Annotated in this window: 9 protein-coding genes; 6 read left to right on the top strand and 3 right to left on the bottom strand. The window is 46.2% G+C overall.

All coding sequences use genetic code 11. The annotated features are described in order from the left end of the window. Positions 1-20 precede the first annotated feature (20 nt). Complete coding sequence (locus NL647_RS02685) at positions 21-1,778, bottom strand: choice-of-anchor I family protein (protein ID WP_253649582.1); 1,758 nt, start codon at positions 1,776-1,778, stop codon at positions 21-23. Between the two features lie 498 nt (positions 1,779-2,276). On the opposite strand from NL647_RS02685, the gene NL647_RS02690 reads away from it, so the two are divergent. After that, positions 2,277-2,621, top strand: a complete 345-nt coding sequence (locus NL647_RS02690) for a HopJ type III effector protein (protein WP_009704711.1) — start codon at positions 2,277-2,279, stop codon at positions 2,619-2,621. A 52-nt stretch (positions 2,622-2,673) separates the two neighbouring features. Here NL647_RS02690 and NL647_RS02695 read toward each other — a convergent pair whose 3' ends face one another. Further along, complete coding sequence (locus NL647_RS02695) at positions 2,674-2,982, bottom strand: cysteine-rich CWC family protein (RefSeq protein ID WP_041053396.1); 309 nt, start codon at positions 2,980-2,982, stop codon at positions 2,674-2,676. A 161-nt stretch (positions 2,983-3,143) separates the two neighbouring features. Between NL647_RS02695 and NL647_RS02700 the strand changes: the two genes are divergently transcribed. Genes NL647_RS02700 through NL647_RS02710 form a run of 3 tightly spaced genes read left to right on the top strand, consistent with a single transcriptional unit; the run spans position 3,144 to position 4,345 of the window. Beyond that, on the top strand, positions 3,144-3,842 hold the full coding sequence (locus NL647_RS02700) for a DUF3313 domain-containing protein (protein WP_239967866.1): 699 nt from the start codon (positions 3,144-3,146) through the stop codon (positions 3,840-3,842). Between the two features lie 3 nt (positions 3,843-3,845). Continuing rightward, the gene (locus NL647_RS02705; RefSeq protein WP_005433583.1) at positions 3,846-4,061 is read left to right on the top strand and encodes a DUF3820 family protein; all 216 of its coding nucleotides are present in this window, start codon (positions 3,846-3,848) and stop codon (positions 4,059-4,061) included. A gap of 41 nt (positions 4,062-4,102) precedes the next feature. After that, entirely contained in the window at positions 4,103-4,345 is a 243-nt protein-coding gene (locus tag NL647_RS02710; RefSeq protein ID WP_009696087.1) for a hypothetical protein, read from the top strand. Positions 4,346-4,472: 127 nt separating this feature from the next. On the opposite strand, the gene NL647_RS02715 is transcribed toward NL647_RS02710, so the two are convergent. Continuing rightward, positions 4,473-4,721, bottom strand: a complete 249-nt coding sequence (locus NL647_RS02715; protein WP_009696088.1) for a YgjV family protein — start codon at positions 4,719-4,721, stop codon at positions 4,473-4,475. A 322-nt stretch (positions 4,722-5,043) separates the two neighbouring features. Here NL647_RS02715 and NL647_RS02720 point away from each other — a divergent pair, with 322 nt between their 5' ends. Continuing rightward, complete coding sequence (locus NL647_RS02720) at positions 5,044-5,307, top strand: hypothetical protein (protein ID WP_253649583.1); 264 nt, start codon at positions 5,044-5,046, stop codon at positions 5,305-5,307. 281 nt (positions 5,308-5,588) lie between these two features. Next, a complete protein-coding gene (locus tag NL647_RS02725) occupies positions 5,589-26,360 on the top strand; it encodes a retention module-containing protein (RefSeq protein ID WP_253649584.1) in 20,772 nt (6,923 codons plus the stop codon). Positions 26,361-26,392: the final 32 nt, after the last annotated feature.

A 26,392-nucleotide genomic window follows, 5' to 3' on the forward strand; every position in this document is an offset into this window, starting at 1 on the left:
GTCGTCTTGAAGAGTGGGTATTAAAGCTCAATTCGAAACACAGACGTCGTGCCTGAAACTTCATTACCCACTGCGATAAAGTGTTGTTCGTTACGAGCAAAGTAGTTGATTGATTCTGGCGCCAAATCACCTGCTTTGGGATTGTAAGTGTCGTTCGCGCATTCGCCATCTTCCACTTCCGTACAAACGGGTTGGCTGTAATCACGACGGTTTACGTAATGCATGAACTTCGCTTGTTTCGGGTCTGTGATGTCATAAATCATGATGCCACCTTGGCGCTCCAAACCGATGAACGCATAATGACGACCATTGATTTGTGCTACTTCAATCGCTTCTGGCTCAATGCCTTTGTCGTCGCTGCGGTCATCGCCACTGTCATTACTATCGTTGGTACTGTTGAAGTTTTTACCTTCATTCATTAGTGCGATGGTCGCGAAATCGTCACCACTATCGAAAACCAACTCACCGTTTTCATCCCAAATAGAGAATGAACGTGCGCCAAAGGCTTGAACATTGTCTTGCGCAGAAAGCGTTTGTTCAGGCTTAATCACTTTTAGACGCGCGAGTTGCTTGTTATCTTTTAGCGCCTCTGCCAGCGGGTGATCTGCTGCAACTTTTAGCTTCTTACCGCGCACTTCGTCAACATGGCTTAAACAGGTACCTTGCTCTGAAGTATATTCATCTGTACCGAGGTAATCGTCTTCATCCCACTTAAAGCCCGCTTGGTCACATAAAGCTTGTGTTGTTTTGAAGCCATATTCACGACCGTCCCCTTCGTTGGCAGAGAGTATGTAAGTTTTGCCATCTACCGAGTAGTTGTCGAGGGTATCTGGCATGTACAGACCAACCAGCTGAGGGTAGCTCTTAAAGTTGCCAATGATTTTGTCTTTGTTCGAAGCATCCAGTTTTGAGTCCGACCAAGATTTCTCGCCTAGACCGACAATTTTCTCTACCGATTTGCTTTCTGGGTTTACGATTGCCATTGCATTATTCTCTTGCAGTGCAACGTAGATTTTTCCGTTGTCAGCAAAGGTGAGGTATTCCGGTTCTAGATCTTGCGCCACCGTTGCATTTGGACCTGAGATTCGAACATCAGGCTTACGTGCACCATCAAACTCATTGAAACCAATCTGCGTGACTTCTGCTTGGTTTACGCCTTGGCTTAAATCGATCAATGTGATGCTGCCCTCTGGATCGACACTGTAATCACCATTTGGCTCACCTTCGTTTGCTGTCGCAATGTATCTGCCATCTTTTGAGAAGCCAACCATGTCTGGCAATGCACCAGTAGGGAAGGTGGTGATAAGCGACAAATCATCCGAACGGTACAAGCCAACAATACCATTCGCCTGCTTATTACTGTTTTCAATCGCAACAGCGACTAAACCATTAAAGACAGCAACGCTGTTTGCCGCACCAATCTCAACGCCTGCCGCTTTGCCCGCGCTGTTGAGATCAATGAATGCGGTTTGCGTTGGTGCGCCGTTGTCATCCATAGAAAGTACATCGACACGCTTTGCTTGAGCGTTGACCACGTAAAGCTTGTCAGTACACGCATCATATTGAACGATTTCTGCTGCTGATGTGTCGAACGGCGCGTCAGCGATAGACGTTCCCATAAAGGTCAAACCTTGGATGGATGTCTCTCCAGCAACAGGTGCTACCGATGCTTTACATTGAGCTGCAAACGAAGAGAGAGAATCGTCAGGTTGAGATGAACATGCGATGGCAAGTGAAGATAATGCCAATACGCCTATTGCCTTAAATGGGGTGGTCATGATATTTCCTTATTAAGCAGATACAATGTTGCTCAATGCACCTAAATTAGATATCTATTCATTCACTACAATAGTGAGGAATAGTGCATTGATTGAAGTGTTATGAGGGGCTGTTGATCTTTCGCGGTTAAATTTTGTTCGAGATAAAATCGTTTTAGGCGAGGCAAGGAGTGTGTCGCCTAGTCGTTCTAAGCAAATACTCCTTAACAAAGTATGAAACGATTTTAGCCGAACCCTCCGGGCAGCGTTTGTTGGTCATTTCTACCGCGTTATCGACTTCTCATGTAGGCTAGCTACATAGCAAAGTCTCTGCCTTGTATAAATGTCCAACAATTCGCTGCAAAAATCAGCTCGAAAGGTCAACAGCCCCTAAATAAGGCTCTGAATATATTTATGATTTATGACTCTTATATTGGCTTTTAATGAAACAAATGTGTCAGTTTTAATCTGAACGTATGTCGAACACTTGAGATGAAAAGACACTAGGAACTAGAAATAATGGAACTTAAAGAATTTTTGGATGCGCTAGCGGCATCACCTGAGACAGTAGAGTTTGAAACGACAATGGCAGCGATAGAGGCAAACTACGCGTTTACGCCAGCGGCTTTTGTGAATGGTGAAACGCACAATAATGCAGGTGAGAATAACGGCTCGTGCAAGATCTTCGCTTTTGGTCAATTGAACAACCTAAGCAAAGAAGCAACGTTGGCGTGTTTTGGTCGCTTCTACCGAGAAGACGTATTGGCACATCCAGAGAACAACGACCATCAAAACATTCGTAACTTTATGGTGACAGGCTGGGATGGCGTGAAGTTCGAATCCCAAGCGTTAGCGCAGAAATAGCGCGCTAAAAGTCTCGATTTCAATGACAAGCCAGTCAGCAAAGGACGACTAACTAGGCGACTGGCTTTTTCTCTAAACACTTACGGCATAAACAAAGCTGTCCCGCTTCTGGCTTGGGTAGATCTCTGGTCTCAATATCAAAGCACCAACACGTTTCTTTCCCCGCAGCAATATCGCAGTGCGCGTTCGTGCCACACTCCGGGCAAGAGTGGGTTGAATCATTTCCAACCAACTGCTCGATGATCGCGTCTCGTTGAGTATCGGACTTATCTTTCCACTGCACGATTTCTTCCATGGTTCGGTGACAGCCAGAACAGATTCCGCCGTTGTTTTTACAGGCTGCGCGGCAAGGTGACTTCATTATTTTTCTCGTTATGCTTTCCAGTAAGCGGCGTACTTTAACATGAAATTGTGCAACGGGAAGTTCAATACTTGATTCAACAAAATATCCATTGAGTGAATAAATACTGGTCAAAATTATATGGAATGATAAACTGTATATTCAAAGTTTAAGGAGTTGGTATGTTTAAGTCATTGGTTGAGCGCTTGTTTAAGGCGACGGTAGTTGTATCTCTGGGTTTCATCTTGAGTGGATGTGCTGGTGGCCCCGTCGTCAGTGCGACGAAATTCACCAGTTATAAAGATTTTCGTCCTGGTCCAGAGGGTGGGGTCGATCTCGTTTGGGCGAGAGCAGGCTTGCGCGATGCTACTCGTTTGAAAGAGAAAATGGATGAATACGACAGCGTAGTGATTGATCGAGTGATGGTTGTGGTTCAAGAATCTGAGCTGGATGATGAAGAAATCAATGAATTGACGACATACATGGTCGATCAGCTAAAAGCGCGCATCTCACCCGTCAAAAAGATTGTCGACCAACCCGGTGAAAAAACACTTCGCTTGAGCATTGCGGTAAGTAATGTGGAAACGCCGAATCCCGTTCTTGCTGTCACCTCAAGCATTCTGCCGGTTGGCTTGGGGATTTCTACCATCTCAAAAATAACGACAGGTGAGCACACCAATGTAGGCTCAGCGACGGTGGAGTTACTGGTGAGCGATTCTGAGAGTGATGCGCCTTTGTTCGCGGCGATTGATCGTCAAGCAGGAAACAAAGACTTCTCAACCATGATTGACTCTTTAGACGATGCTAAAGACGCAATTAACTGGTGGGTCGATCGCTTGGGTGTTACTCTTAGCCAAGATTTATCCCAACAGACTCCGTAGTATATGTTAGAAAAAGAAAACCTTATTAAACTCGCTCGAATGCAAATGCCGTTTGGCAAATACGCTGGGCGTGTTCTTATTGATCTTCCAGAAGAATACCTACTCTGGTTTGATAAAAAAGGTTTTCCGGAAGGGGAGTTAGGCGAACTGCTAAAGCTCTGCCTCGCACTTAAAATTGAAGGCTTGGACAGTGTTGTTAAGCCTTTAAAGCGCATGTAGCCTGCCAGAGAAACTCCCTATTTTTGATTTAAAGAATTACCATGAATTTTGATATTAATGCACTGAAACACCACCAACTGGTCGAAGATGGTCAACTAGAAGGGTGCTACCTTCATCAACCTGCAAAAGGCAGTCAGCAAGATGACAAAGCGGTTTTGGCAGAACGCCAAGCGTTGGAAAAGATGGGGTATAAGGTGATTCAGGTCCAAGCTAAGGGCGGAACCACAACGTTTGCTGAGGCAATGCAAGAGTTTGCGCAGAAGACGGGGCTCCAGTCCAAGTAATAAGCGAATGGAGAAGGGCTTTTTATGTCTAGCTTAATGGCTTAGTGGTTTTGATACTTTTTCGCGATCTAGAACGCACAAAAAAGCCCGTAGCATCACGCTTACGGGCTTTCTTAATTCGTTTTAACTAGGCTTTTTCAGGCGCTAGGCTTTTTTTTTCCTGTTGCATTTTAGCAAGGAAGTACACGTTAACACATGCAATAAAGCCGTTTGTTAGTACTACTGGCCATGAATCAATCATCAAACCGTAAGCTGTGAAAAGCGCACAGCCGATAAAGTTAAGGATACGAAGCTTAACGATATCTTTCATAGTTAGTGAGATTGCAACCATGATTGAAGCCGCGTAGCCTAGAATCTCAACCATATTCATTTCCATTATTTGACCCTCTTAAATCTGCCGAATTCTGTCGGTACCACTTCTTCTCATCTTGAGATTAACGAGGAAGCTCCATGCCTCGAATGGTCTTGTTCGTTTTGATGGGTGAACTATAGCAATGGAAAAACCGTGATGAAAGCCTCAAATCAAGGTTAAGAGAAGGTTAGCGATTACGCAAACGTTTAGGAAAAAAATCATTGATAATTTTACTTATTATGTTGATTGATAATAACGATGTCACCAATAGATAAAACAAAGTTGAAGAAATAAGAATTATCGCATACTATTGCAAATGAGAATTATTTACAACTAAGTCGATATTATGCCAGTAGCCATCAGTTTCTTGTTTTCGTTTGCTCTAATGATGCGTACTAAACCTCATGCATGGGGCGTGATTCTTCACGTTTTAACACATGTGTTGATGCTACTTCTTATCCCTTCTGACTATGTTGTCCAATACCTTATGGTGATGTTTTTCTGTTCTCCATTCCTTATTCGACTTGCAAAACGCTCCTCTTCTTATGACATCTTATTTGCCTTTTTACCGCTTCTTATCGGTACTGGCGGGATGATGTTTACCGCTTAAAATCTGCTGGTTTCTACTTTTTACAATTAAGGTCTAAGCTTTAATTAATAGGCTTATGTTTTCATATGGTTATGTAATGTATTGCCATGGTGACAAATGCCATTGTTGTGATGAAACACAGATAACATGTCTAAAGCGTGTTGAATGTTCAAAATTTGATTGTTTATTGAGTTGATTGTTAGTTAAATCAGCATTGTGAGCTAATGCGCATCACATTTCGATAAACTAAAATAATTTATAAAGGTCTTTCGTAAAGACGTTAGGCAATGAGCGGGGGTCAGATGAGTACACAAACTGTGCCGCAGGAAGTAGTTGTTGATGCTGTCAAAGGTAGTGTTTACGCTTTAACCCCAGAAGGGAATGTTAGAGAAGTAAAAGTTGGGGATATTTTATTTCCTGATGAGGTGGTCATCACGGAAAATGGTGCTGCTCTGGAGGTTATTGCTGAGGGGGCACTTTATCTCGTTGATGAGAATTGTGTTGCTTGCATACCAACCTCAAGTCCTGAACAAGACTCTAGTGATGCGCTTGTCGTAGCGCCTGTTGATGGCAAGGTTAACGTTGACCCAACCGCAACTGGTGATGCTGAATTCGGTGAAGAAGATGTCGCTGCGATTCAACAAGCTATTTTAGAAGGCGCCGACCCAACGGCTATTCTTGAAGCTACTGCTGCTGGTCCAGGTGGTGGCGGTGCGGGATCGGCAAATGCGGGTTTTGTCACCATTGAATACAATAACCCTGAAATTCTTGCTTCGACCTTTTTTGAAACCTCCGCTCCAACAACCGACACTGAAACTGATGAAGATTTGGATGGCATTAATGTCACCATCTTTGCTGATGGCGGTCAAACGCTGTCTTCTCAAGTAACAGAAGGCTCTATTTCTCTCTCTACTTACCCTCAAACTATTTCTTCAACTGTGGTGGTTGGCGCCGCTGATCTCGCACTTGATACAGACTCCTTTGTACCTGAAGCCGCATCTCTTGCATCTTTACTGGCAGAGTTAAACGCGGATATCACCTCCGGTGGTGTTGCCGTTTCATTTGTCTATGATGAAAACCAAAATGCGATCATCGGTACTCAAGGTAGTAACGAAGTTCTTCGTATTGAAATTGATGCAACGTCGTTAGGTTTAGATGCAGAACTTGAAGTCACCACGACAATTAGCCAAGGTATTGATCATTTACCTTCGATAGCGGATGGACAAGTCTCCATCGCTGGCGACCAAATTAGCATTGCATTTGATATTACGGGTGCAGATGTAGGTGGTAACAGTATTCTAGCTCCAGTGGATTTTACAACCACTGTGATTGATGGTGATAACCCAAGTTCGCAAGACATCGCGTTTGAAAATGTTGAGTCTTCTTCAACACCTATTACAGGGAGCTTTGTCGATATTGGCAGTGATCAGCTATCTTCTGTCTCTTTTAACCAAGAAGGCTTGAGCCAGTTTAATGGTTTGCTTAGTGACAACCAAGCAACAGAAGCAACACTATCCGATGACGGCAGCACCATTATTTTATCTATCGCCGGTTCTAACGAAACGGTTTTATCGATAAGCCTCAACACAGATGGTACGTATCAATTCGAGCAGTTCAAACCGCTAGAGCAGAGTAATGCCGACGACACTATTGTGCTTTCCCTGCCTACCACCATTGTTGATTTTGACCAGGACATCACTGCTAATACGTTCAGCCTGACCATTTCTGATGGCAACAATCCAGTTATCGAAAACGTGACAGGGCTATCTTTAGACGAAGCGGGCGTAGATCAAGGCTCTCAAGAAGGGGCTGTGATTACCAGTGGTGCTGGATCTATTACGACTTCTGTTGGCAGTGACATTGTCGACCATTATGAATTAGAACCGAGCGAATTTAATAACTCTGGAGAGCTGCAATCTCAAGGGCAAGTTGTTCAACTGGAACAAACCTCCGAGAGCAATGGCGTTCGTACTTATGAAGGGTATATCGAACTGGGTGGTAATCGCATCACGGTCTTTGATGTGACGGTTGACTCTCCGAATCTTGGTGAATACCAGTTTAATCTATATGAGCAGTTGGATCACACTGGTAGTAATAGTGATTCTCTAACGTTTTCTTTGCCAGTCTATGCAGTGGACGCCGACGGAGACCGCTCATCTATTACCGCTGGCTCGAATACACCTGAAGCTGCTCAGATTGTCATTCAAGTCCAAGATGACACACCTACGATTGATGATGTAGTTGCCTTGTCAGTTGATGAAGATGATTTAGCGTCAATTGGTTCAGATGGCTCCGAACCAATTTCAGTTGGTGGTAACTTCACGACGACACAAGGCTCCGACCGAGTGGTGAGCTACCAGCTTGATGGATCTGCGACGCCAGTTGATGGTTTGAAATCACAAGGTGTCGACGTCGTTCTGAACGAGACTGCCAACCCTGATGGCAGCTTCACGTATGAAGCGACCGCTGGGACCAATGCGGTCTTTACGTTAACGGTCAACACCGATGGCAGTTATAACTTCACGCTACAAGGTCCAATTGACCACGCGCCAAACAGTGATGAATTGCTCCTCAATTTCCCAGTTATAGCGACAGATTTTGATGGCGATACCTCGACGGCAACGATTCCTGTCACGATTGTAGACGACAAGCCAACGATTACTGATGCCGATGCCATCTCTGTCGATGAAGATGATTTAGCAAGTATTGGCTCAGACCAAAGTAATCCGGTTTCTATCGATGGCAACTTCACTACAACACAAGGTTCTGACCGAGTGGTGAGTTACCAGCTCGATAATTCTGCAACGCCAGTCGATGGTTTGAAATCACAAGGTGTTGATGTGACGTTAGCGGAAACAGCAAACTCAGATGGTAGTTTCACTTATGAAGCGACAGCGGGTGCAAATGCGGTCTTTACGCTGACGGTGAACACCGATGGTAGCTACAACTTCACGCTGCAAGGTCCAATCGACCATGCTCCGAACAGTGATGAGCTGATCCTCAATTTCCCAATCATTGCGACAGACTTCGATGGCGATACCTCTACAGCAACAATTCCGGTTACCATCGTAGATGATCAGCCGACCATTGCCGACGTCGTTGCGCTTTCTGTCGATGAAGATGATTTAGCGAGTATCGGCTCAGACCAAAGCAATCCAATTTCCATTGATGGCAATTTCACGACGACACAAGGTTCTGACCGAGTAGTAAGTTATCAATTAGATAGCGCTGCAACGCCAATTGATGGTTTGAAGTCGCAAGGTGTTGACGTCACTCTGAATGAAACAGCAAACCCAGATGGTAGCTTTACGTATGAAGCGACAGCAGGTGCTAACGCGGTATTCACGCTTACCGTTAATACAGATGGCAGCTATAACTTTACGCTGCAAGGTCCAATCGATCATGCGCCAAACAGTGATGAGTTGATCCTCAACTTCCCAATCATTGCGACAGACTTTGACGGTGATAGTACAACGGCAACCATTCCAGTAACGATTGTGGATGACAAGCCGACGATTACTGATGTAGATGCGATCTCTGTCGATGAAGATGATTTAGCGAGTACCGGCTCAGACCAAAGCAATCCAGTTTCAATTGATGGTAACTTTACGACAACACAAGGTTCCGACCGAGTAGTAAGTTATCAATTAGATAGTGCTGCAACGCCAGTCGATGGTTTGAAGTCGCAAGGAGTCGACGTCAGTCTAAACGAAACGGCTAATCCAGACGGTAGCTTTACTTATGAAGCGACAGCTGGGGCAAATCCCGTATTCACTCTGACGGTGAACCCAGATGGCAGCTACAATTTTACGCTACAAGGTCCAATTGACCACGCGCCAAATAGCGATGAGTTGGTTCTCAATTTCCCAATTACGGCGACCGATTTTGATGGTGATACGTCAACCGTAAGCATTCCAGTGACTATCATCGATGATAAACCAATAATCACAGACGTAGATGCGATTTCTGTCGATGAAGATGACCTAGCAAGTATCGGCTCAGATGGCTCCGAACCAGTTTCAATTGATGGTAACTTCACGACGACACAAGGTTCCGACCGAGTGGTTAGCTACCAGCTTGATGGTTCTGCAACGCCAGTTGACGGTCTGAAATCGCAAGGTGTCGACGTGACATTGGTGGAAACTGCGAACCCAGATGGCAGCTTCACATACGAGGCGACAGCGGGTGCAAATGCAGTATTCACGCTTACCGTTAAGACCGATGGCAGTTATAACTTCACCCTGCAAGGTCCGATTGATCATGCTGCAAACAGCGATGAGTTGGTTCTCAATTTCCCAATTACGGCGACCGATTTTGATGGTGATACGTCAACCGTAAGCATCCCAGTCACGATTGTGGACGATAAGCCAACCATTACTGATGTTGATGCGATTTCTGTTGACGAAGATGACCTAGCAAGTATCGGCTCAGATGGCTCCGAACCAGTTTCAATTGATGGTAACTTCACGACGACACAAGGTTCCGACCGCGTGGTGAGCTACCAGCTTGATGGTTCTGCAACGCCAGTTGATGGTCTGAAATCGCAAGGTGTCGATGTAACATTGGCGGAAACCGCAAATCCAGATGGTAGTTTCACTTATGAGGCTACAGCAGGGGCGAATGCGGTCTTTACGCTGACGGTGAACACCGATGGCAGCTATAACTTCACCCTGCAAGGTCCAATTGATCACGCGGCAAACGGTGATGAATTACTCCTTAACTTCCCAATCATTGCGACCGATTTTGATGGGGATACTTCTACCTTAAGCATCCCAGTCACGATTGTGGATGATAAGCCGACGATTACTGACGTTGATGCGCTCTCTGTTGACGAAGATGACTTAGTAAGTATTGGTTCAGATGGCTCCGAGCCAGTTTCAATTGATGGTAACTTCACGACGACACAAGGTTCTGACCGAGTGGTGAGCTACCAGCTTGATGGTTCTGCCACGCCAGTTGATGGTCTGAAATCGCAAGGTATCGATGTAACATTGGCGGAAACTGCAAACCCAGATGGTAGCTTTACTTATGAGGCAACTGCGGGTGCAAATGCAGTATTCACGCTTACCGTTAAAACCGATGGCAGCTATAACTTCACATTGCAAGGTCCGATTGACCATGCTGCAAACAGTGATGAGTTGACTCTCAATTTTCCAATTATTGCGACCGATTTTGACGGCGATACCTCGACAGCCACTATTCCAGTTAGCATCGTAGATGACAAGCCAACCATTACTGATGCCGATGCGATCTCTGTTGACGAAGATGATTTAGCCAGTATTGGTTCAGATGGCTCCGAGCCAGTTTCAATTGATGGTAACTTCACGACGACACAAGGTTCTGACCGCGTGGTGAGCTACCAGCTTGACGGTTCTGCAACACCTGTCGATGGTCTGAAATCGCAAGGTGTCGATGTAACATTGGCGGAAACCGCAAATCCAGATGGTAGTTTCACTTATGAAGCGACAGCGGGTGCAAATGCGGTATTCACGCTTACCGTTAATACCGATGGTAGCTATAACTTTACCTTGCAGGGACCAATCGATCATGCGCCAAACAGCGATGAATTGATCCTCAACTTCCCAATCATTGCGACAGACTTTGACGGTGATAGTACAACGGCAACGATTCCTGTCACGATTGTAGACGACAAGCCAACCATTACTGACGTTGATGCGCTCTCTGTTGATGAAGATGATTTAGCGACGATTGGTTCAGATGGCACAGACCCAGTTTCAATTGATGGCAACTTCACGACGACGCAAGGCTCTGACCGCGTGGTGAGCTACCAGTTAGACGGTTCTGCAACTCCTGTCGATGGTCTGAAATCGCAAGGTGTCGATGTCACATTGGCGGAAACCGCAAATCCAGACGGTAGTTTCACTTATGAAGCGACAGCAGGCACTAACGCGGTCTTTACGCTGACGGTAAACACTGACGGTAGCTACAACTTCACCCTGCAAGGTCCAATTGATCACGCTCCAAACAGTGACGAGTTGATCCTCAACTTTCCAATCATAGCGACAGACTTTGACGGTGATACAACAATCGCGACTATCCCAGTTACGATTGTGGACGACAAGCCGGTCATTACTGATGTCGATGCGATTTCTGTTGATGAAGATGATTTAGCGCCGATCGGTTCAGATGGCTCTGCCCCGGTTTCAATTGACGGAAACTTCACTACCACACAGGGCTCAGACCGAGTAGTGAGCTACCAACTAGAAAGCTCTGCAACACCAGTTGATGGTTTGAAATCACAAGGTATCGACGTCGTTCTGAATGAAACTGCAAACCCAGATGGTAGCTTTACTTATGAAGCGACAGCGGGTGCTAACTCGGTGTTTACGTTAACGGTCAATACCGATGGCAGCTACAACTTTACGCTGCAAGGTCCGATCGACCATGCACCAAACAGTGATGAGTTGATCCTTAATTTCCCAATTACAGCAACAGATTTTGATGGGGATACGTCAACAGTCAGCATCCCAGTCACGATTGTTGATGATAAGCCAACCATTACTGATGTTGATGCGATCTCTGTCGATGAAGATGATTTAGCGAGTATTGGCTCGGACCAAAGCAATCCAGTTTCAATTGATGGTAACTTTACGACAACACAAGGTTCCGACCGAGTAGTAAGTTATCAATTAGATAGCTCTGCAACACCAGTTGATGGTTTGAAATCGCAAGGTGTCGACGTCGTTCTGAATGAAACGGCAAACCCAGATGGTAGCTTTACTTATGAAGCGACAGCAGGCGCTAATGCGGTCTTTACGTTAACGATCAACGCTGATGGCAGCTACAACTTTACGCTGCAAGGTCCGATCGACCATGCATCAAACAGTGATGAGTTGGTTCTTAACTTCCCAATTACAGCAACAGATTTTGATGGGGATACGTCAACAGTCAGCATCCCAGTTACCATCGTTGATGATAAGCCAACCATTACCGATGTTGACGCAATCAGCGTGGACGAGGACGATTTAGCGGCTATTGGCTCAGACCAAAGCAATCCGGTTTCCATTGATGGTAACTTTACGACGACACAAGGCTCTGACCGAGTGGTGAGCTACCAACTAGATAGCTCTGCAACACCAGTTGGTGGTTTGAAATCGCAAGGTGTCGACGTCGTTCTGAATGAAACGGCAAACCCAGATGGTAGCTTCACTTATGAAGCGACAGCAGGCGCAAATGCAGTCTTTACGCTGAAGGTCAACACCGATGGCAGCTACAATTTCACGCTGCAAGGCCCAATCGATCACGCTCCAAACAGCGATGAGTTGATCCTTAATTTCCCGATTATTGCGACCGATTTTGACGGCGATATAACAACGGCAACGATTCCTGTCACGATTGTGGACGACAAGCCGGTCATTACTGATGTCGATGCGATTTCTGTCGATGAAGACGATTTGGCGAGCGTTGGTTCGGATGGTTCAGATCCAATTTCAATCAATGGTAACTTTACGACGACGCAGGGCTCTGACCGAGTGGTGAGCTATCAGCTTGAGGGCGCTGCAACGCCAGTCGATGGTTTGAAGTCGCAAGGAGTCGACGTTAGTCTAAACGAAACGGCTAACCCAGACGGTAGCTTCACTTATGAAGCGACAGCAGGGGCAAATCCCGTATTCACTCTGACGGTGAACCCAGATGGCAGCTATAACTTCACGTTACAAGGTCCGATTGACCATGCTGCAAACAGTGATGAGTTGATCCTCAATTTCCCAATTATCGCGACCGATTTTGATGGTGATAGCACAACGGCAACGATTCCGGTTACGATTGTTGACGACAAGCCAACGATTGCTGATGTAGACGCAATCAGCGTGGATGAGGACGATTTAGCGACTATCGGTTCAGACCAAAGTAATCCGGTTTCCATTGATGGTAACTTCACGACGACGCAAGGTTCAGATCGCGTGGTGAGTTACCAACTAGACAGCTCTGCAACACCAGTTGATGGTTTGAAATCACAAGGTGTCGACGTCGTTCTGAACGAGACTGCAAGCCCTGATGGTAGCTTCACGTATGAAGCGACCGCTGGGAGCAATGCGGTCTTTACGTTAACGGTCAACACCGATGGCAGCTATAACTTCACGCTACAAGGCCCAATTGACCACGCGCCAAACAGTGATGAATTGATCCTCAATTTCCCAATCATCGCTACTGATTTTGACGGTGATAGCACAACGGCAACCATTCCAGTCACGATTGTGGATGATAAGCCAACCATTACTGACGTTGACGCAATCAGCGTGGACGAGGACGATTTAGCGACTATTGGTTCAGACCAAAGCAATCCGGTTTCCATTGGTGGTAACTTTACGACGACGCAAGGCTCAGACCGAGTGGTGAGCTATCAGCTTGATGGCTCTGCAACGCCAGTTGATGGTTTGAAATCGCAAGGTGTCGACGTGACACTAGCGGAAACCGCAAACCCAGATGGCAGCTTTACGTATGAAGCGACAGCAGGGACCAGTGCGGTCTTTACGCTGGCGGTAAACCCAGATGGTAGCTACAATTTTACGCTGCAAGGTCCAATCGACCATGCGCCAAACAGCGATGAGCTGATCCTTAACTTCCCAATCATTGCGACTGATTTTGATGGTGATACGTCAACGGTAAGTATCCCAGTCACCATCGTCGATGATAAGCCAACCATCACTGATGTTGATGCGATCAGTGTGGACGAGGACGATTTAGCGAGTATTGGCTCAGACCAAAGTAATCCGGTTTCTATTGATGGCAACTTTACGACGACGCAAGGCTCAGACCGAGTAGTGAGTTACCAACTAGACAGCTCTGCAACACCGGTTGATGGTCTGAAATCGCAAGGTGTCGACGTGACACTAGCGGAAACTGCAAACCCAGATGGTAGCTTTACCTATGAGGCGACAGCAGGCGCTAACGCGGTATTCACGCTTACCGTTAATACTGATGGCAGCTATAACTTTACGCTGCAAGGTCCAATCGACCATGCGCCAAACAGTGATGAGTTGCTCCTCAATTTCCCAATCATTGCGACCGATTTTGATGGTGATACGTCAACGGTAAGTATCCCAGTCACCATCGTCGATGATAAGCCAATCATCACTGACGTAGATGCGATTTCTGTCGATGAAGACGATTTGGCGAGCATTGGCTCGGATGGTTCAGACCCAATTTCAATTGGTGGCAACTTCACGACGACGCAAGGCTCAGACGGTGTGGTGAGCTATCAGCTTGATGGCTCTGCAACACCAGTTGATGGTTTAAAATCGCAAGGTGTCGACGTGACACTAGCGGAAACTGCAAACCCAGATGGCAGCTTTACCTATGAAGCGACAGCTGGTGCTAACGCGGTATTCACGCTTACCGTTAATACCGACGGCAGCTATAACTTTACGCTGCAAGGTCCAATCGACCATGCGCCAAACAGTGATGAGTTGCTCCTCAATTTCCCAATCATTGCGACCGATTTTGATGGTGATACGTCAACGGTAAGTATCCCAGTCACCATCGTCGATGATAAGCCAACCATCACTGATGTCGATGCGATTTCTGTCGATGAAGACGATTTGGCGAGTGTTGGTTCGGATGGTTCAGACCCAATTTCAATCAATGGTAACTTTACGACGACGCAAGGCTCAGATGGTGTGGTGAGCTATCAATTAGATGGTTCTGCAAACCCTGTCGCTGGACTGAAATCGCAAGGTGTCGACGTGACTCTAGCGGAAACTGCAAACCCAGATGGTAGCTTTACGTATGAAGCGACAGCAGGCGCTAACGCGGTATTTACGCTTACCGTTAATGCTGACGGCAGCTATAACTTTACGTTGCAGGGACCGATTGACCATGCGCCAAACAGTGATGAGTTGATCCTCAATTTCCCAATCATTGCGACAGATTTTGATGGCGATACTTCGACAGCAACGATCCCTGTTACGATTGTGGACGACAAACCCAACATTACTGATGTAGATGCAATCAGTGTGGACGAAGATGACCTAGCGAGTATCGGTTCCGACCAAAGTAATCCGGTTTCCATTGATGGCAACTTTACGACGACTCAAGGCTCAGATGGTGTGGTGAGCTATCAACTAGATGGTTCTGCAACCCCTGTCGCTGGACTGAAATCGCAAGGTGTTGACGTTACTCTCAATGAAACCGCTAACCCTGATGGCAGCTTCACTTATGTGGCGACAGCTGGGGTGAATGCAGTATTTACGCTAACGGTTAATACTGATGGCAGCTATAACTTCACGTTGAAAGGTCCGATTGACCATGCGCCGAATAGTGACGAATTGATCCTCAATTTCCCAATCGTCGCTACGGATTTTGACGGCGATACTTCAACGGCAACCATTCCTGTTACGATTGTGGACGACAAACCAACCGTTACTGATGTTGATGCACTCACTGTCGATGAAGATGACATCACAACCATTGGTTCTGACCAAAACGACGACGCCTTTATGTCAGGCATGTTCACGACCACAGAAGGTTCTGACGGGGTAGTGAAGTATCAATTAGATACGACGGCAGATCCGGTTGCAGGGCTGAAATCTCAAGGTAATGACGTAACACTTGCTGAGACCGCTAATCTTGATGGCAGTTATACCTACACAGCCACGGCTAATGGTAGTGCTGTATTTGAATTAGTTGTTAAGCCTGACGGTAGCTATACGTTCACCTTGCAAGGTCCACTTGACCATGCGACCAACAGTGATAGTTTGCAGATTGACTTCCCGATCATTGCGACCGACTTTGATGGTGATACATCATCTGAAACGCTTCCTGTCACGATTGTGGACGATAAACCGACACTTGGCGGTATTGTTGATACCAGCACGCAAACAGTGGATGAAGATGACATTCCAACGATAGGATCTGATGGTGCTCAATCGAATAGCATTACGGGTAACTTTATCGCGAATGATGGTTCTGACAGTATCGTTGAGTATGAGGTGTCCGATCTAAATTCTCCAGTTCAAGGTTTGCAGTCTGGAGGGCAAGACCTAGTGATGGTTGAAGTCTCTAATTCAGGCGGTGTTTCTGTTTATGAAGCGCGTATTGATGGGACTACGACACCAATTTTCCGCGTTACGCTTGATGCATCGGATGACAGCTATCAGTTTGATTTGCTTGGTGCGCTAGACCATCCTGATGCGGACGGAGAAAACCAGCTCGTCATCAATTTACCTATCCAAGCGACCGACTTTGATGGTGATGTTTCTAATACGCAATTGCTACCGATTACGGTTGTCGATGATGTTCCAATCATTGATGGCGTAGTGGCTGGCAGCGAGCAGATTGTGGATGAAGATGACTTGCCGGCAGGCACTGACGGGGCAAGTGCCGAAGATACTGTCATCACAGGCACGCTGGATATCAATGAAGGCGCAGACCAAGTCGCCTCTATCCAGCTTAGCGATTTGACCACGCCGGTTGCGTCATTAATGTCTGATGGTCAGCCTATCTCTCTTGTTTTGAGTTCAAGTCTCAATGGGGTCAATGTTTACCAAGGCATTGCTGGTAACCCAGCAGAGGTGGTATTTGAGCTGTCGTTAGATGCGACAGATAACTCTTATGAGTTTGACCTACAAAAACCACTTGATCATCCAGATGGTAATCAGCAAAACACCATTGTTATTGACCTTCCTGTTACAGCGACAGACAACGATGGCGATACGTCACCAGTGTTTACGTTGCCGATTACGGTAGTGGATGATGTTCCAGTCGTTACGCAAATTGATAGTTTGCAAGTTGACGAAGATGACCTTCCTTTGGGTTCAGATTCATCGAAAGAGCCTTTGACCGTATCCGGTGAGTTTGAAGCAACCAGTGCCGATGGTATTGATTCGTTTGTTTTGGATCTGAGCACGAATCCAGTTCCAAACCTGAAATCGGGTGGGGAGGATGTCACCATTTCACCGGATGCAAGCGCGTCAACGGCAGATGCACTTGTCTACGTTGGTCAAACTGCGAATGGAGCAACGGTCTTTACCTTAACACTCCACCAAGATGGTAAATACGACTTCGAACTGTCTGGTCAACTTGATCATGCGGTTAACTCAGACCAAATACTATTGAATCTTCCTGTTCAAATTACAGATGGCGATAACGATACGATTACAGCAACGTTGCCTGTTACCATTGTGGATGATAAACCAACGATTGATGCCATTCGTCCTGGTAGCATCTTGTCAGTGGATGAAGATGACATCCCAAGTGAAGGTTCAGATACCACGCCTGAATCCAATGTTATTGGCGGTAACTTCGATGTTACTGACGGCGCTGACTCTATCGTGAGTTTCCAATTAGATAGCTTAACATCGCCTGTTTCAGGACTAAAATCAGGAGGTCAATCCCTTGAGTTGGTTGAATTCTCTAATGCTAACGGTGTCGTTGAGTATCGTGCTTACGTCCAAGGGACAACCGACACAGTATTTAAACTGACGCTTAATGGCTCTGCAGACAGTTATGAATTCGAGTTATTGGGGGCTTTGGACCATCCATCAGGCAGCGACCAAAACTCGCTAGTGATTAACTTCCCTGTTAATGCGACCGATTTTGATGGTGATGTCTCAAACAACATTACCTTACCAATCACCGTTGTGGATGATGTCCCGGCGATTATCAAAGTCGCGGACACAAGCGAACAAACAGTGGATGAAGATGACTTGCCAGGAGGCTCGGATAGCACTAGTGGTGATTCTCGCGTACTTAATGGTGGTTTTGACGTTGTCGACGGTACGGATGAGATTGTTAGTTATCAAATCTCAGATCTAGATGCGGTGGTATCTGGACTAACTTCGAACGGTTTAGATCTTGAGCTGAAGCCATTGCCTTCTGCCGGTGGTGTGACAGGTTATGAAGCCGTCATTGCGGGAACTTCAACGCAAATCTTCACGCTGACACTCGATGCGAATAACGACAGTTATCAATTTGAGTTATTGGGTCCGCTCGATCATGCGGTGGTTCAAGGTGAGAACACGCTAACGATCGATATTCCAATCACGGTCACCGATTATGACGGTGATACGTCTGCTTCACTTAATCTACCGATCACCATAGTGGATGATATTCCAGAAATTAAATCGGCGGATGCGCTTGCCGTGGATGAAGACGACTTAGCCAATGGCTCTCAAGCAACGGGTAAAGATAGCTTAGAAGCAACTGGCAATTTTGATACGGTTGAAGGGGCAGATACGGTTGTTTCTTATCAGCTTGATCTGACTTCGAATCCTATTCCTGGTGTCACTTCGGGTGGGTTAGCGGTGACTCTGGTACAAACTGGGGTAAGCAATAATAACTACACCTATCAAGGACAAACGCCAAATGGCAGCTCCGTGTTCACCTTGGTACTCAATGCAGACGGCTCTTACAAGTTTACGCTTGAAGGTGTCCTTGACCATTCTGTGCAGGGTGAAGACACTTTAATCCTCGACCTGCCTGTCTTTGCTACAGACGTGGATGGAGATACTGCGGGCATTAATTTACCTGTAACCATAACCGATGACGTCCCAACGTTATATGACGCATCGATTTCACGTGTTGAAGGTCAAAGTGGACGCACGGTTCGCTTGTTTAGAGACCCAGTAGAAGGCGACGATGATCTTGGCGCCGATGGTGCGCAAATTACCTCTTTCTCAGCGGATAATTCCGGAATTTACTTCAAGCAGAATGGTGTTGACTCCAGCTCAGTTGACCTCAATGGTAGTAATCAAACCGTCTCAGTCCATAAAGTATTAGATGGTGTCGATGCCGAAATCGGTGTTTTGATTGTTCGCACTAATGGTCGTGTGACATTCCGCCCTAACGACGACTTAGATCATACCGAAACAGATTCTATTGATTTCACTGTCAACGTTGTTGCTACCGATGGTGATGGTGATACAAGTGATGCAGATGTAGATATTTCGGTAAGAGATAGAAATGCTGAAATTAAAACGTCGACAGTAACCGCGTTTGAGGACCAAGGGCGCGGTGGTGTTGTCGCTGGTGTTGATTCAGCGAATACACAAGACAACCTGTCAACGTTAGATATCACTCCTGCAAAAGTGGACCTCGTTATTGATCTGCATGATATCGATCGTAATGAGAGTTTAGGCGATATCATTATTCGTGACGCGAACAGTTACGAAGGTACTTTCTTCTACCTAGATAGTGCTACCGGTAGCTATGTGGCGCTAACGACTAGCGGTAACAATGTTATTTTGGATGGTGCGAATGTCGAGCAGTCGTTCAACGGCGAACTTGTGTCACTCGATAATCTATATTTCGTTCCTGACCGCCATGCTTCAACAGATGCAGCAGGTGTTGACCCTCGTATTCGTATTGAAATCCTCAACAACGGCGTAAGAGATCACTTTGTTGATGGTCGTTTAGATATTGAGGTGGATGCTGTTGCGGATATTGCTACGTGGAAAGGGACCAGTGACTTTGCGTATACGGTTGATGAGGATGCTAACAACGTCTCATTAAACATTGAAGCTGAAACGCAAGATAACAGTAATCCGGAAGCAATAGCCTATGAGCTTGTATTTACTGAAGGTGGTGCTAGCGCAACACTTGTGTACTCAGATGGTTCCGCTATCCCAGAAGTGGGTGGTAAATATCTTGTTGACGCAAACCGAATTGGTGAAGTCCAGGTTGATCCTGCAGATAACTTCTCCGGTCAGATTAAAATCGATGTGACAGCGATTACGACGGAAGGGAATAACCCGCTTGCTGGTAAAGATACCGCTCGCTCTGTGACAGAAGAAATTGTGATTGACGTGAATCCGGTTGCTGATGCCGGTAGTTTTACTGTTAACCGCATTAATATTTTTGAGGACAACGCGAGAACGCAAGACACCATAGACCCAGTGACAGATCATGATCCACTTCAACTCAGTGAAGTGATTAAGATGACGCCTTCTGCAGATATAGATGGCTCGGAAGAGCTGTTTGTGCGCATCGATAACTTCTCAATTGATGGTGTCACCTTAGTGTGGCTTGATAGCGGTAACCCAAGCCAAATCAACGTTGTTACTGACTCTGGTGGCAATGTTCTGTATTACGAAATTCCAGAAGCGAATCTAGCGGATGTTGAGGTGCTTCCTCCAATTCACAGCAACGAAGACTTCACTTTCGATGTCGAAGGTATTGTGAAAGACAACGCATCACTTTCTTCTGGCGCCGCGCAGGACATCCGCTCATTAGGTACCCAGTCAGTGATCGTTTCAGTCAAAGGTGTTGCCGATATCCCGGACATTGAACTGAACGATAAAACTGGGGTTTGGAATGTTTTTGATGATGGTAACGTTCGTGGTATCGAAGCAACCATTGACGAAAATGGTCAAGTCGATCTTGCATTTAGCGTGGTTTCCGGAGAACTGAAGGATAACCCTGCAGACAGCTCAGAAACCATTACGGTTCTTCTGTCGAACATTCCAGACGGTGTTGAACTGTTTGATAGTGATGGCTCATCCATCGATTTGACGTTTGTTGGATACGACGGTGCTGGTGAACCGATTTACGAAGCGAACATTACGGACGCAAATGTGAATTCAGGTATTGTGATTCGACCTGAAACCTCATCTACGGAAAATATCACGATCACGGCGACCACTATCGTGACAGAAAACGATGGTCATACTCGCTCTGTGGCGGGTGAGATCCGCGTTAAAGTGGCACCAGTTATTGATGCTCAAGACAACTATGTGGTGAACTCTGAAGGTAATGAAGATACTCGCATCAATATCGATTGGGAGCCAACTGCAACACAAAGTCCGGATACGGACGAATTCTTTGCCGAACTAACCATCAGTGGCTTCCCGAATGGCAGCACCGTATATGTTGGTGGTGTTGCTCAAACGGTAACGGGTGGCAGCATCACGTTGACGCCGGGAACCAATGAGTCAGAGCAAGATTTCTCGGCGCGAATAACCCAAGACGGATACATTCAGGTGCAATTGGAGCAAGACTCTAGTCTAGACTTTGATTTGAGCACGCAAGTGACGGTGAAGGAAATTGATGCTGAGTACGTAGATTCAGGTAATCCTGGCGAGGGCATAGCATCAACGGTCATCAATGGTACGGTCAATGTTCAAGTTAACCCAGTGGTTGAGCCAGAAGATTTAACCGGTCCAGTTTCAGGTCAAACACGTCTTCTTGTTGAAGGTACAGGCGGTGTTACTGACACGGTACAGTCCGATACTCAGGGACGAATTGATTTCACTATTAATACTGCGGCCGGTGGTTCTGCTGATGCAAACATTATCAAGTATCAGGAGTTCGATAACTCTTCAGATGAAGTGGTCACCCAACTTGTGGTGCAGTTTAGTAATACTTCTCCAGAGATCTTGAATCAATTAGTTATTGTTGGTGCTTCTAACGAAGGCGGTGGTCGTTGGACTATTACCGATGAAGAGAACTTCTCAATCATTGCGCCTGCTGGCTTAGATTTGACGCCAAACGACAACACGGATGACGGAGCAAACGGTGGTATCTCTTCGATTGGTCTTACCATCTATGCTCAAGTTAACGATTTAGGTGAAGATGCGTCAGAAGTCGACGCAACCGTGACGCGACAAACCGATATCACACTGGAGTTCCCAACTGATATCACGCCTCAAACCAGTGTAGCGGCTGATATAGAGCTTGATAATACGGTCCAAATTGATGGTAGCGAAGACAATGTCATTGATTTAGGTGTTCAGTTGGCATCGAAAGTCAGCACTATGAATGGCGATACAGTAGAAGACGTGTTGACGTTAGTGATAGACCCAACATCCCCAAGTGTACCGCCAGGTCTTGTTATTGGTGGTACCGATGTCGACTTTGTTAATGGCAAATATGTGTTCCAAGCAACGGTTGATGCAAGTGGAAATATCACTGGTTTGGACGGTCTCACTCTACGTGTGGCAGAAGACTGGGCAGGAGACTTTACCTTACCAGTACTATTTGTAACGACTGACACGCAGTCCGGTGACGAAAACTCAACGTTTGAGTCACTTCCTGTTCAGATCCTACCCGTTGCAGACGTACCAGGGTCCTCTGTTGATCAACCTCTTGATAGCGACGTCACTCCGGATGTGACGGTCGACATCACTGGCACACTTGGTCTTGATGCTAACAAACAACCGGTTAATGACCTCAATAGCGATGTTCCAACGAACGATGGTGTTGGCTACGAAGATGGCTTGATTCAGTTGAATTTGAACGTTGATTTTGCTGACGACCGTAACAATCTTCAAGCAGGACAAGAAACGCTCACTAACGTGAAGCTTACGGTTGCCGATACAACACTGGGTGAGTTTGTTGATGCAAATGGCAATCCACTTGGTACAAGCATTGAGTTTAATGCTACTGAGATTGCGGCAGGTGCACTTGATGAGGTGTTGTTTAAACCGAAAGAAAACTACCCTGTCGGTGGTGGTCAAAATACGGTTCAAATCAATATTGAAGGCGAGATCACCGATACTGCAGCTATTGACCAGACTACATTGGCAAACCCGGGGGATGATACGGACGTACGCAACTTCACCGACAGTGTGTCATTTGAAATCACTCCTGTTGTGGATGACATCACTATTAGCGGTGCCGATCCAACTCAGCCTATAGTGGTGACGGGCGATGAAGATACGTTGATTTCCTTAGCGCAATCAGGCTCTGGTGTGTCAGTGAGCCTGAATGACAATGATGGTTCGGAACAGTTTGTATCGCTGAAACTGACGGGTTTACCGACTGACTTTATCGTCACTTCAAATTCTCCTGATTACACCGTGAAGAACAATGGCGGCGGAGAGTGGAGTATTCAGTTGAAAGACTTGACGCAAACGTCAGTTGATCTCAGCGCTATTCAAATTCAACCGCCGAAAAACTTCAGTGGTGAAGCGGAGATCGGAATTACAGTCTTTACGCAGGAAGAATTACTTAAAGTTCCTACTGAACATACTGGCAATTTCAAAGTTGTGATTGACCCAATTGGTGATGATGTCGACGTTAACCCAGATACACTTGTGTCAGGTAACGAAGGCGAAGACATCGATATCAACATAAATGCTCTAGTGGTCGACAATAAAGAGTCGATTGGTGATGGTGCAACGTATCAAGAAAATGACCCAGAAACACTTCGCGTCGAAATTTCAAACGTGCCAGATGGCGCAACCATTGCACTGGCAGATGGTACTCAGTTTGTGAACCAAGGCAGTGGTGTATTCGTCCTAGAAATCGATGCACAAGATTTGGATAAAGTGGCCTTCAATTCGGGTGATCGTAACGATAACTCTTGGAATGGTACGCTTGAGTTTAAAGTTCAAGCCGTGGATACCGGTCTAGATGGAAGCCAAAGCTTAGGCACTCCACAGCAATTTGATGTGAATGTTGAGGTTGAGGCGATTAACGACCGTCCTGAATTCGTTAATACCGTAGATGTTGAAACGCCGGAAGACACACCATTACTCCTTGATGGCTTTAGTGTTTCGGATGTTGATGCCGTTTTGGATGATCCGAGTGCTGAGTACGTATTGGATGTGACGGTCGATAGCGGAACGTTGGTTCTGGACCCTGCGCTTGTCACTACTTACAACTTAACCGTGCAAGGTGATGGCTCTGATACTCTTGAATTGAAAGGGACAGTGGCTGATCTCAACAATGCTATTGCCAATGGTTTGATAGAGTTCAACCCTGATTTGAACTTCTTTGGTGACGTTACCGTTGGCGTTACTGTCGATGACCAAGGTAACGAAGGTCTAGTGATCAGTGGCGTCGATGACACACTCAATACCAACAGCACTAGCTTTAATATCGAAGTGACTGAGGTCAATGATACACCAGAGACAACACCAGTTACCTTGCCGGATATCGAAGAAGACAGTGGCGTATTCTCTATTTCTGAAGCAGACCTAATTGCGAACGCGACGGATATTGAAAACGACAACCTCACAGTAAGTAATGTGCAGGTGACGGATCCAAACGCTGGTAGCGTGAATTTTAACAATGTGACGGGAGAGTGGGAGTTCACGCCAGCGTCGGATTATAACGGTCCAGTCGAGCTCACCTACACGATAACAGATGATGGTACGACAGACGGCGCATTGGATCCTAAGTCGGTAAATGGCACCGCTTCATTCAATGTAACGGAAGTGAATGATGCACCAACCACATCACAAGTTGCGCTCTCTGACATAGCTGAAGACAGTGCGGCGGTCGAAATTACTCAAGCCGATCTGCTCGTTAACGCATCTGACATTGAAAACGACACCTTGACTGTAAGTAACGTGCAATTGGTTGATCCAAGTAGTGGCTCAATCACCTTTGATAGCATTGCGGGTACATGGTCTTTTACACCAGCGCCAAGTTACAACGGCACAGTAAATCTGACTTACGACATTACCGATGATGGTACAACCAATGGTGCTTCTGACCCACAGACTGCGTCAGGAACAGCAACCTTTGAGGTGACGGAAGTCAATGATGCACCAGTGACTTCTGAAGTGACGCTGAGCAGTGCGGAAGAAGATGGCGGTACCGTGACAATTACGGCGACAGAATTGTTAAGTAATGCCACGGATCCTGAATCGGACAACCTGACCATTAGTAACCTTGCTCTCGCTAATCCTACTGACGGCGTTTTAATTCAAGTGAGCGCAACGGAATGGACGTTTGAACCTGCTTCAAACTTCTTCGGAGATGTGAATTTTACCTACGAAATCACCGACGATGGTACGACCAATGGTTCACCAGACCCAATTACGGTCGCTGGCACAGCAGTGATTAATGTTGAAGCTACCAATGATGCACCACAAATTATGGCAACATCGGTTACGGATACCATTAATGAAGCAGATGGACAGAAAATCACAGGTATCAGTGTCAGTGATATCGATTTTACAGGTGCACAAGCGAACGAAATTATGACCGTAACACTCAGCTTGACCGAAGGCGATGTTCGTGTTGAGCCACCTGCGGGCAGTGGTGTCACTGTTGGAAATGGGATGGCGGGTGAAGTTATTCTTATGGGGACACCTGACAATATTAATGCCGTTCTTGGGGCAACGGATGCTGCTGAAGGTGTATTTGTGGATGCAGGAGACGTTAATGCGGCTTCTATCTCGTTGTCTGTCAAAGTCGAAGATAATGGCGTCTACTTTGAGAATACAGCGGGCACGGCGCTGGAGGCAAACCAGGACTTTGCTATCAATGTGACACCGGTAGCTGACGCTCCGACATTAGGTATTGACCCTCAGTTTAACTACATTCGTCAAATTGCGGCGAGCCAAACGGCGAGTGCTCAAGGTTTAGCCATTGTCGGTATCATGGCGGCACTGACGGATATTGATGAAGTGCTATCTCTTGAATTAACCGGCGTACCCGCGAGTGCGAACGTGACCAGTGGTATTGCACCGTCAAACATTACGTTTGATGGCACAACATGGACGGTTCCAAGTGATGAGATTGATACACTGCAAATTGTCGCAACGGATACAAACAGCGGTATCGATGTGGGTAGTTACGATATCTCCGTAACGGCGGTATCAACCGAATCTAATGGCGATGAAGCGCAATCATCACCCGTTCAAATTAGTTTAGATGTTAGCAGCGATGGAGACGACATTGATCAATCGAGCGCATCGGATGACAGTTACCTCGCTGGTGGCGATACGGGCATTAGCCTAACTGGTGGTGACGGTGACGACCTGATCGTTGGTGGTGATGGTGATGACGTCCTTATCGGCGGTTTGGGTTCCGATATCCTCACTGGTGGTGATGGTAGTGATATCTTTAAATGGACAATCGATTCTGTAGACGAGGGGGCGATTGATACCATTACGGACTTCACCCTTAACGAAGACAGTATCGACCTACGCGAAGTAATTTCTGACCTAAGTAGCCCAATGATCGATATGGATGATTTGTTGAGTCATATCTCTGCAGACTACGATGCGTCAACAGAGGCTGTGTCATTGAACATCACGACCGATGCCAATGTTCATCAAACTATCGTGGTTGAACATCTAGGTGATTCAATTGATTTCAATGGGTTAACCTCTAATGAAATTATTGAGTCATTGTTGAATAATAACGTTCTTGCCAATGGTTAAACGAGTGTAAAAGCAAAAGCGCGATAGCTCAT

The sequence above is a fragment of the Vibrio sp. Y29_XK_CS5 genome, assembly GCF_024181835.1.
Lineage (GTDB): Bacteria > Pseudomonadota > Gammaproteobacteria > Enterobacterales > Vibrionaceae > Vibrio > Vibrio harveyi.

Bases quoted from the DNA above. Each gene is read 5' to 3' on its own strand.
- NL647_RS02685 (WP_253649582.1), bottom strand. From the start codon at position 1,778: ATGACCACCCCATTTAAGGCAATAGGCGTATTGGCATTATCTTCACTT.
- NL647_RS02690 (WP_009704711.1), top strand. From the start codon at position 2,277: ATGGAACTTAAAGAATTTTTGGATGCGCTAGCGGCATCACCTGAGACA.
- NL647_RS02695 (WP_041053396.1), bottom strand. From the start codon at position 2,982: ATGAAGTCACCTTGCCGCGCAGCCTGTAAAAACAACGGCGGAATCTGT.
- NL647_RS02700 (WP_239967866.1), top strand. From the start codon at position 3,144: ATGTTTAAGTCATTGGTTGAGCGCTTGTTTAAGGCGACGGTAGTTGTA.
- NL647_RS02705 (WP_005433583.1), top strand. From the start codon at position 3,846: ATGTTAGAAAAAGAAAACCTTATTAAACTCGCTCGAATGCAAATGCCG.
- NL647_RS02710 (WP_009696087.1), top strand. From the start codon at position 4,103: ATGAATTTTGATATTAATGCACTGAAACACCACCAACTGGTCGAAGAT.
- NL647_RS02715 (WP_009696088.1), bottom strand. From the start codon at position 4,721: ATGGAAATGAATATGGTTGAGATTCTAGGCTACGCGGCTTCAATCATG.
- NL647_RS02720 (WP_253649583.1), top strand. From the start codon at position 5,044: ATGCCAGTAGCCATCAGTTTCTTGTTTTCGTTTGCTCTAATGATGCGT.
- NL647_RS02725 (WP_253649584.1), top strand. From the start codon at position 5,589: ATGAGTACACAAACTGTGCCGCAGGAAGTAGTTGTTGATGCTGTCAAA.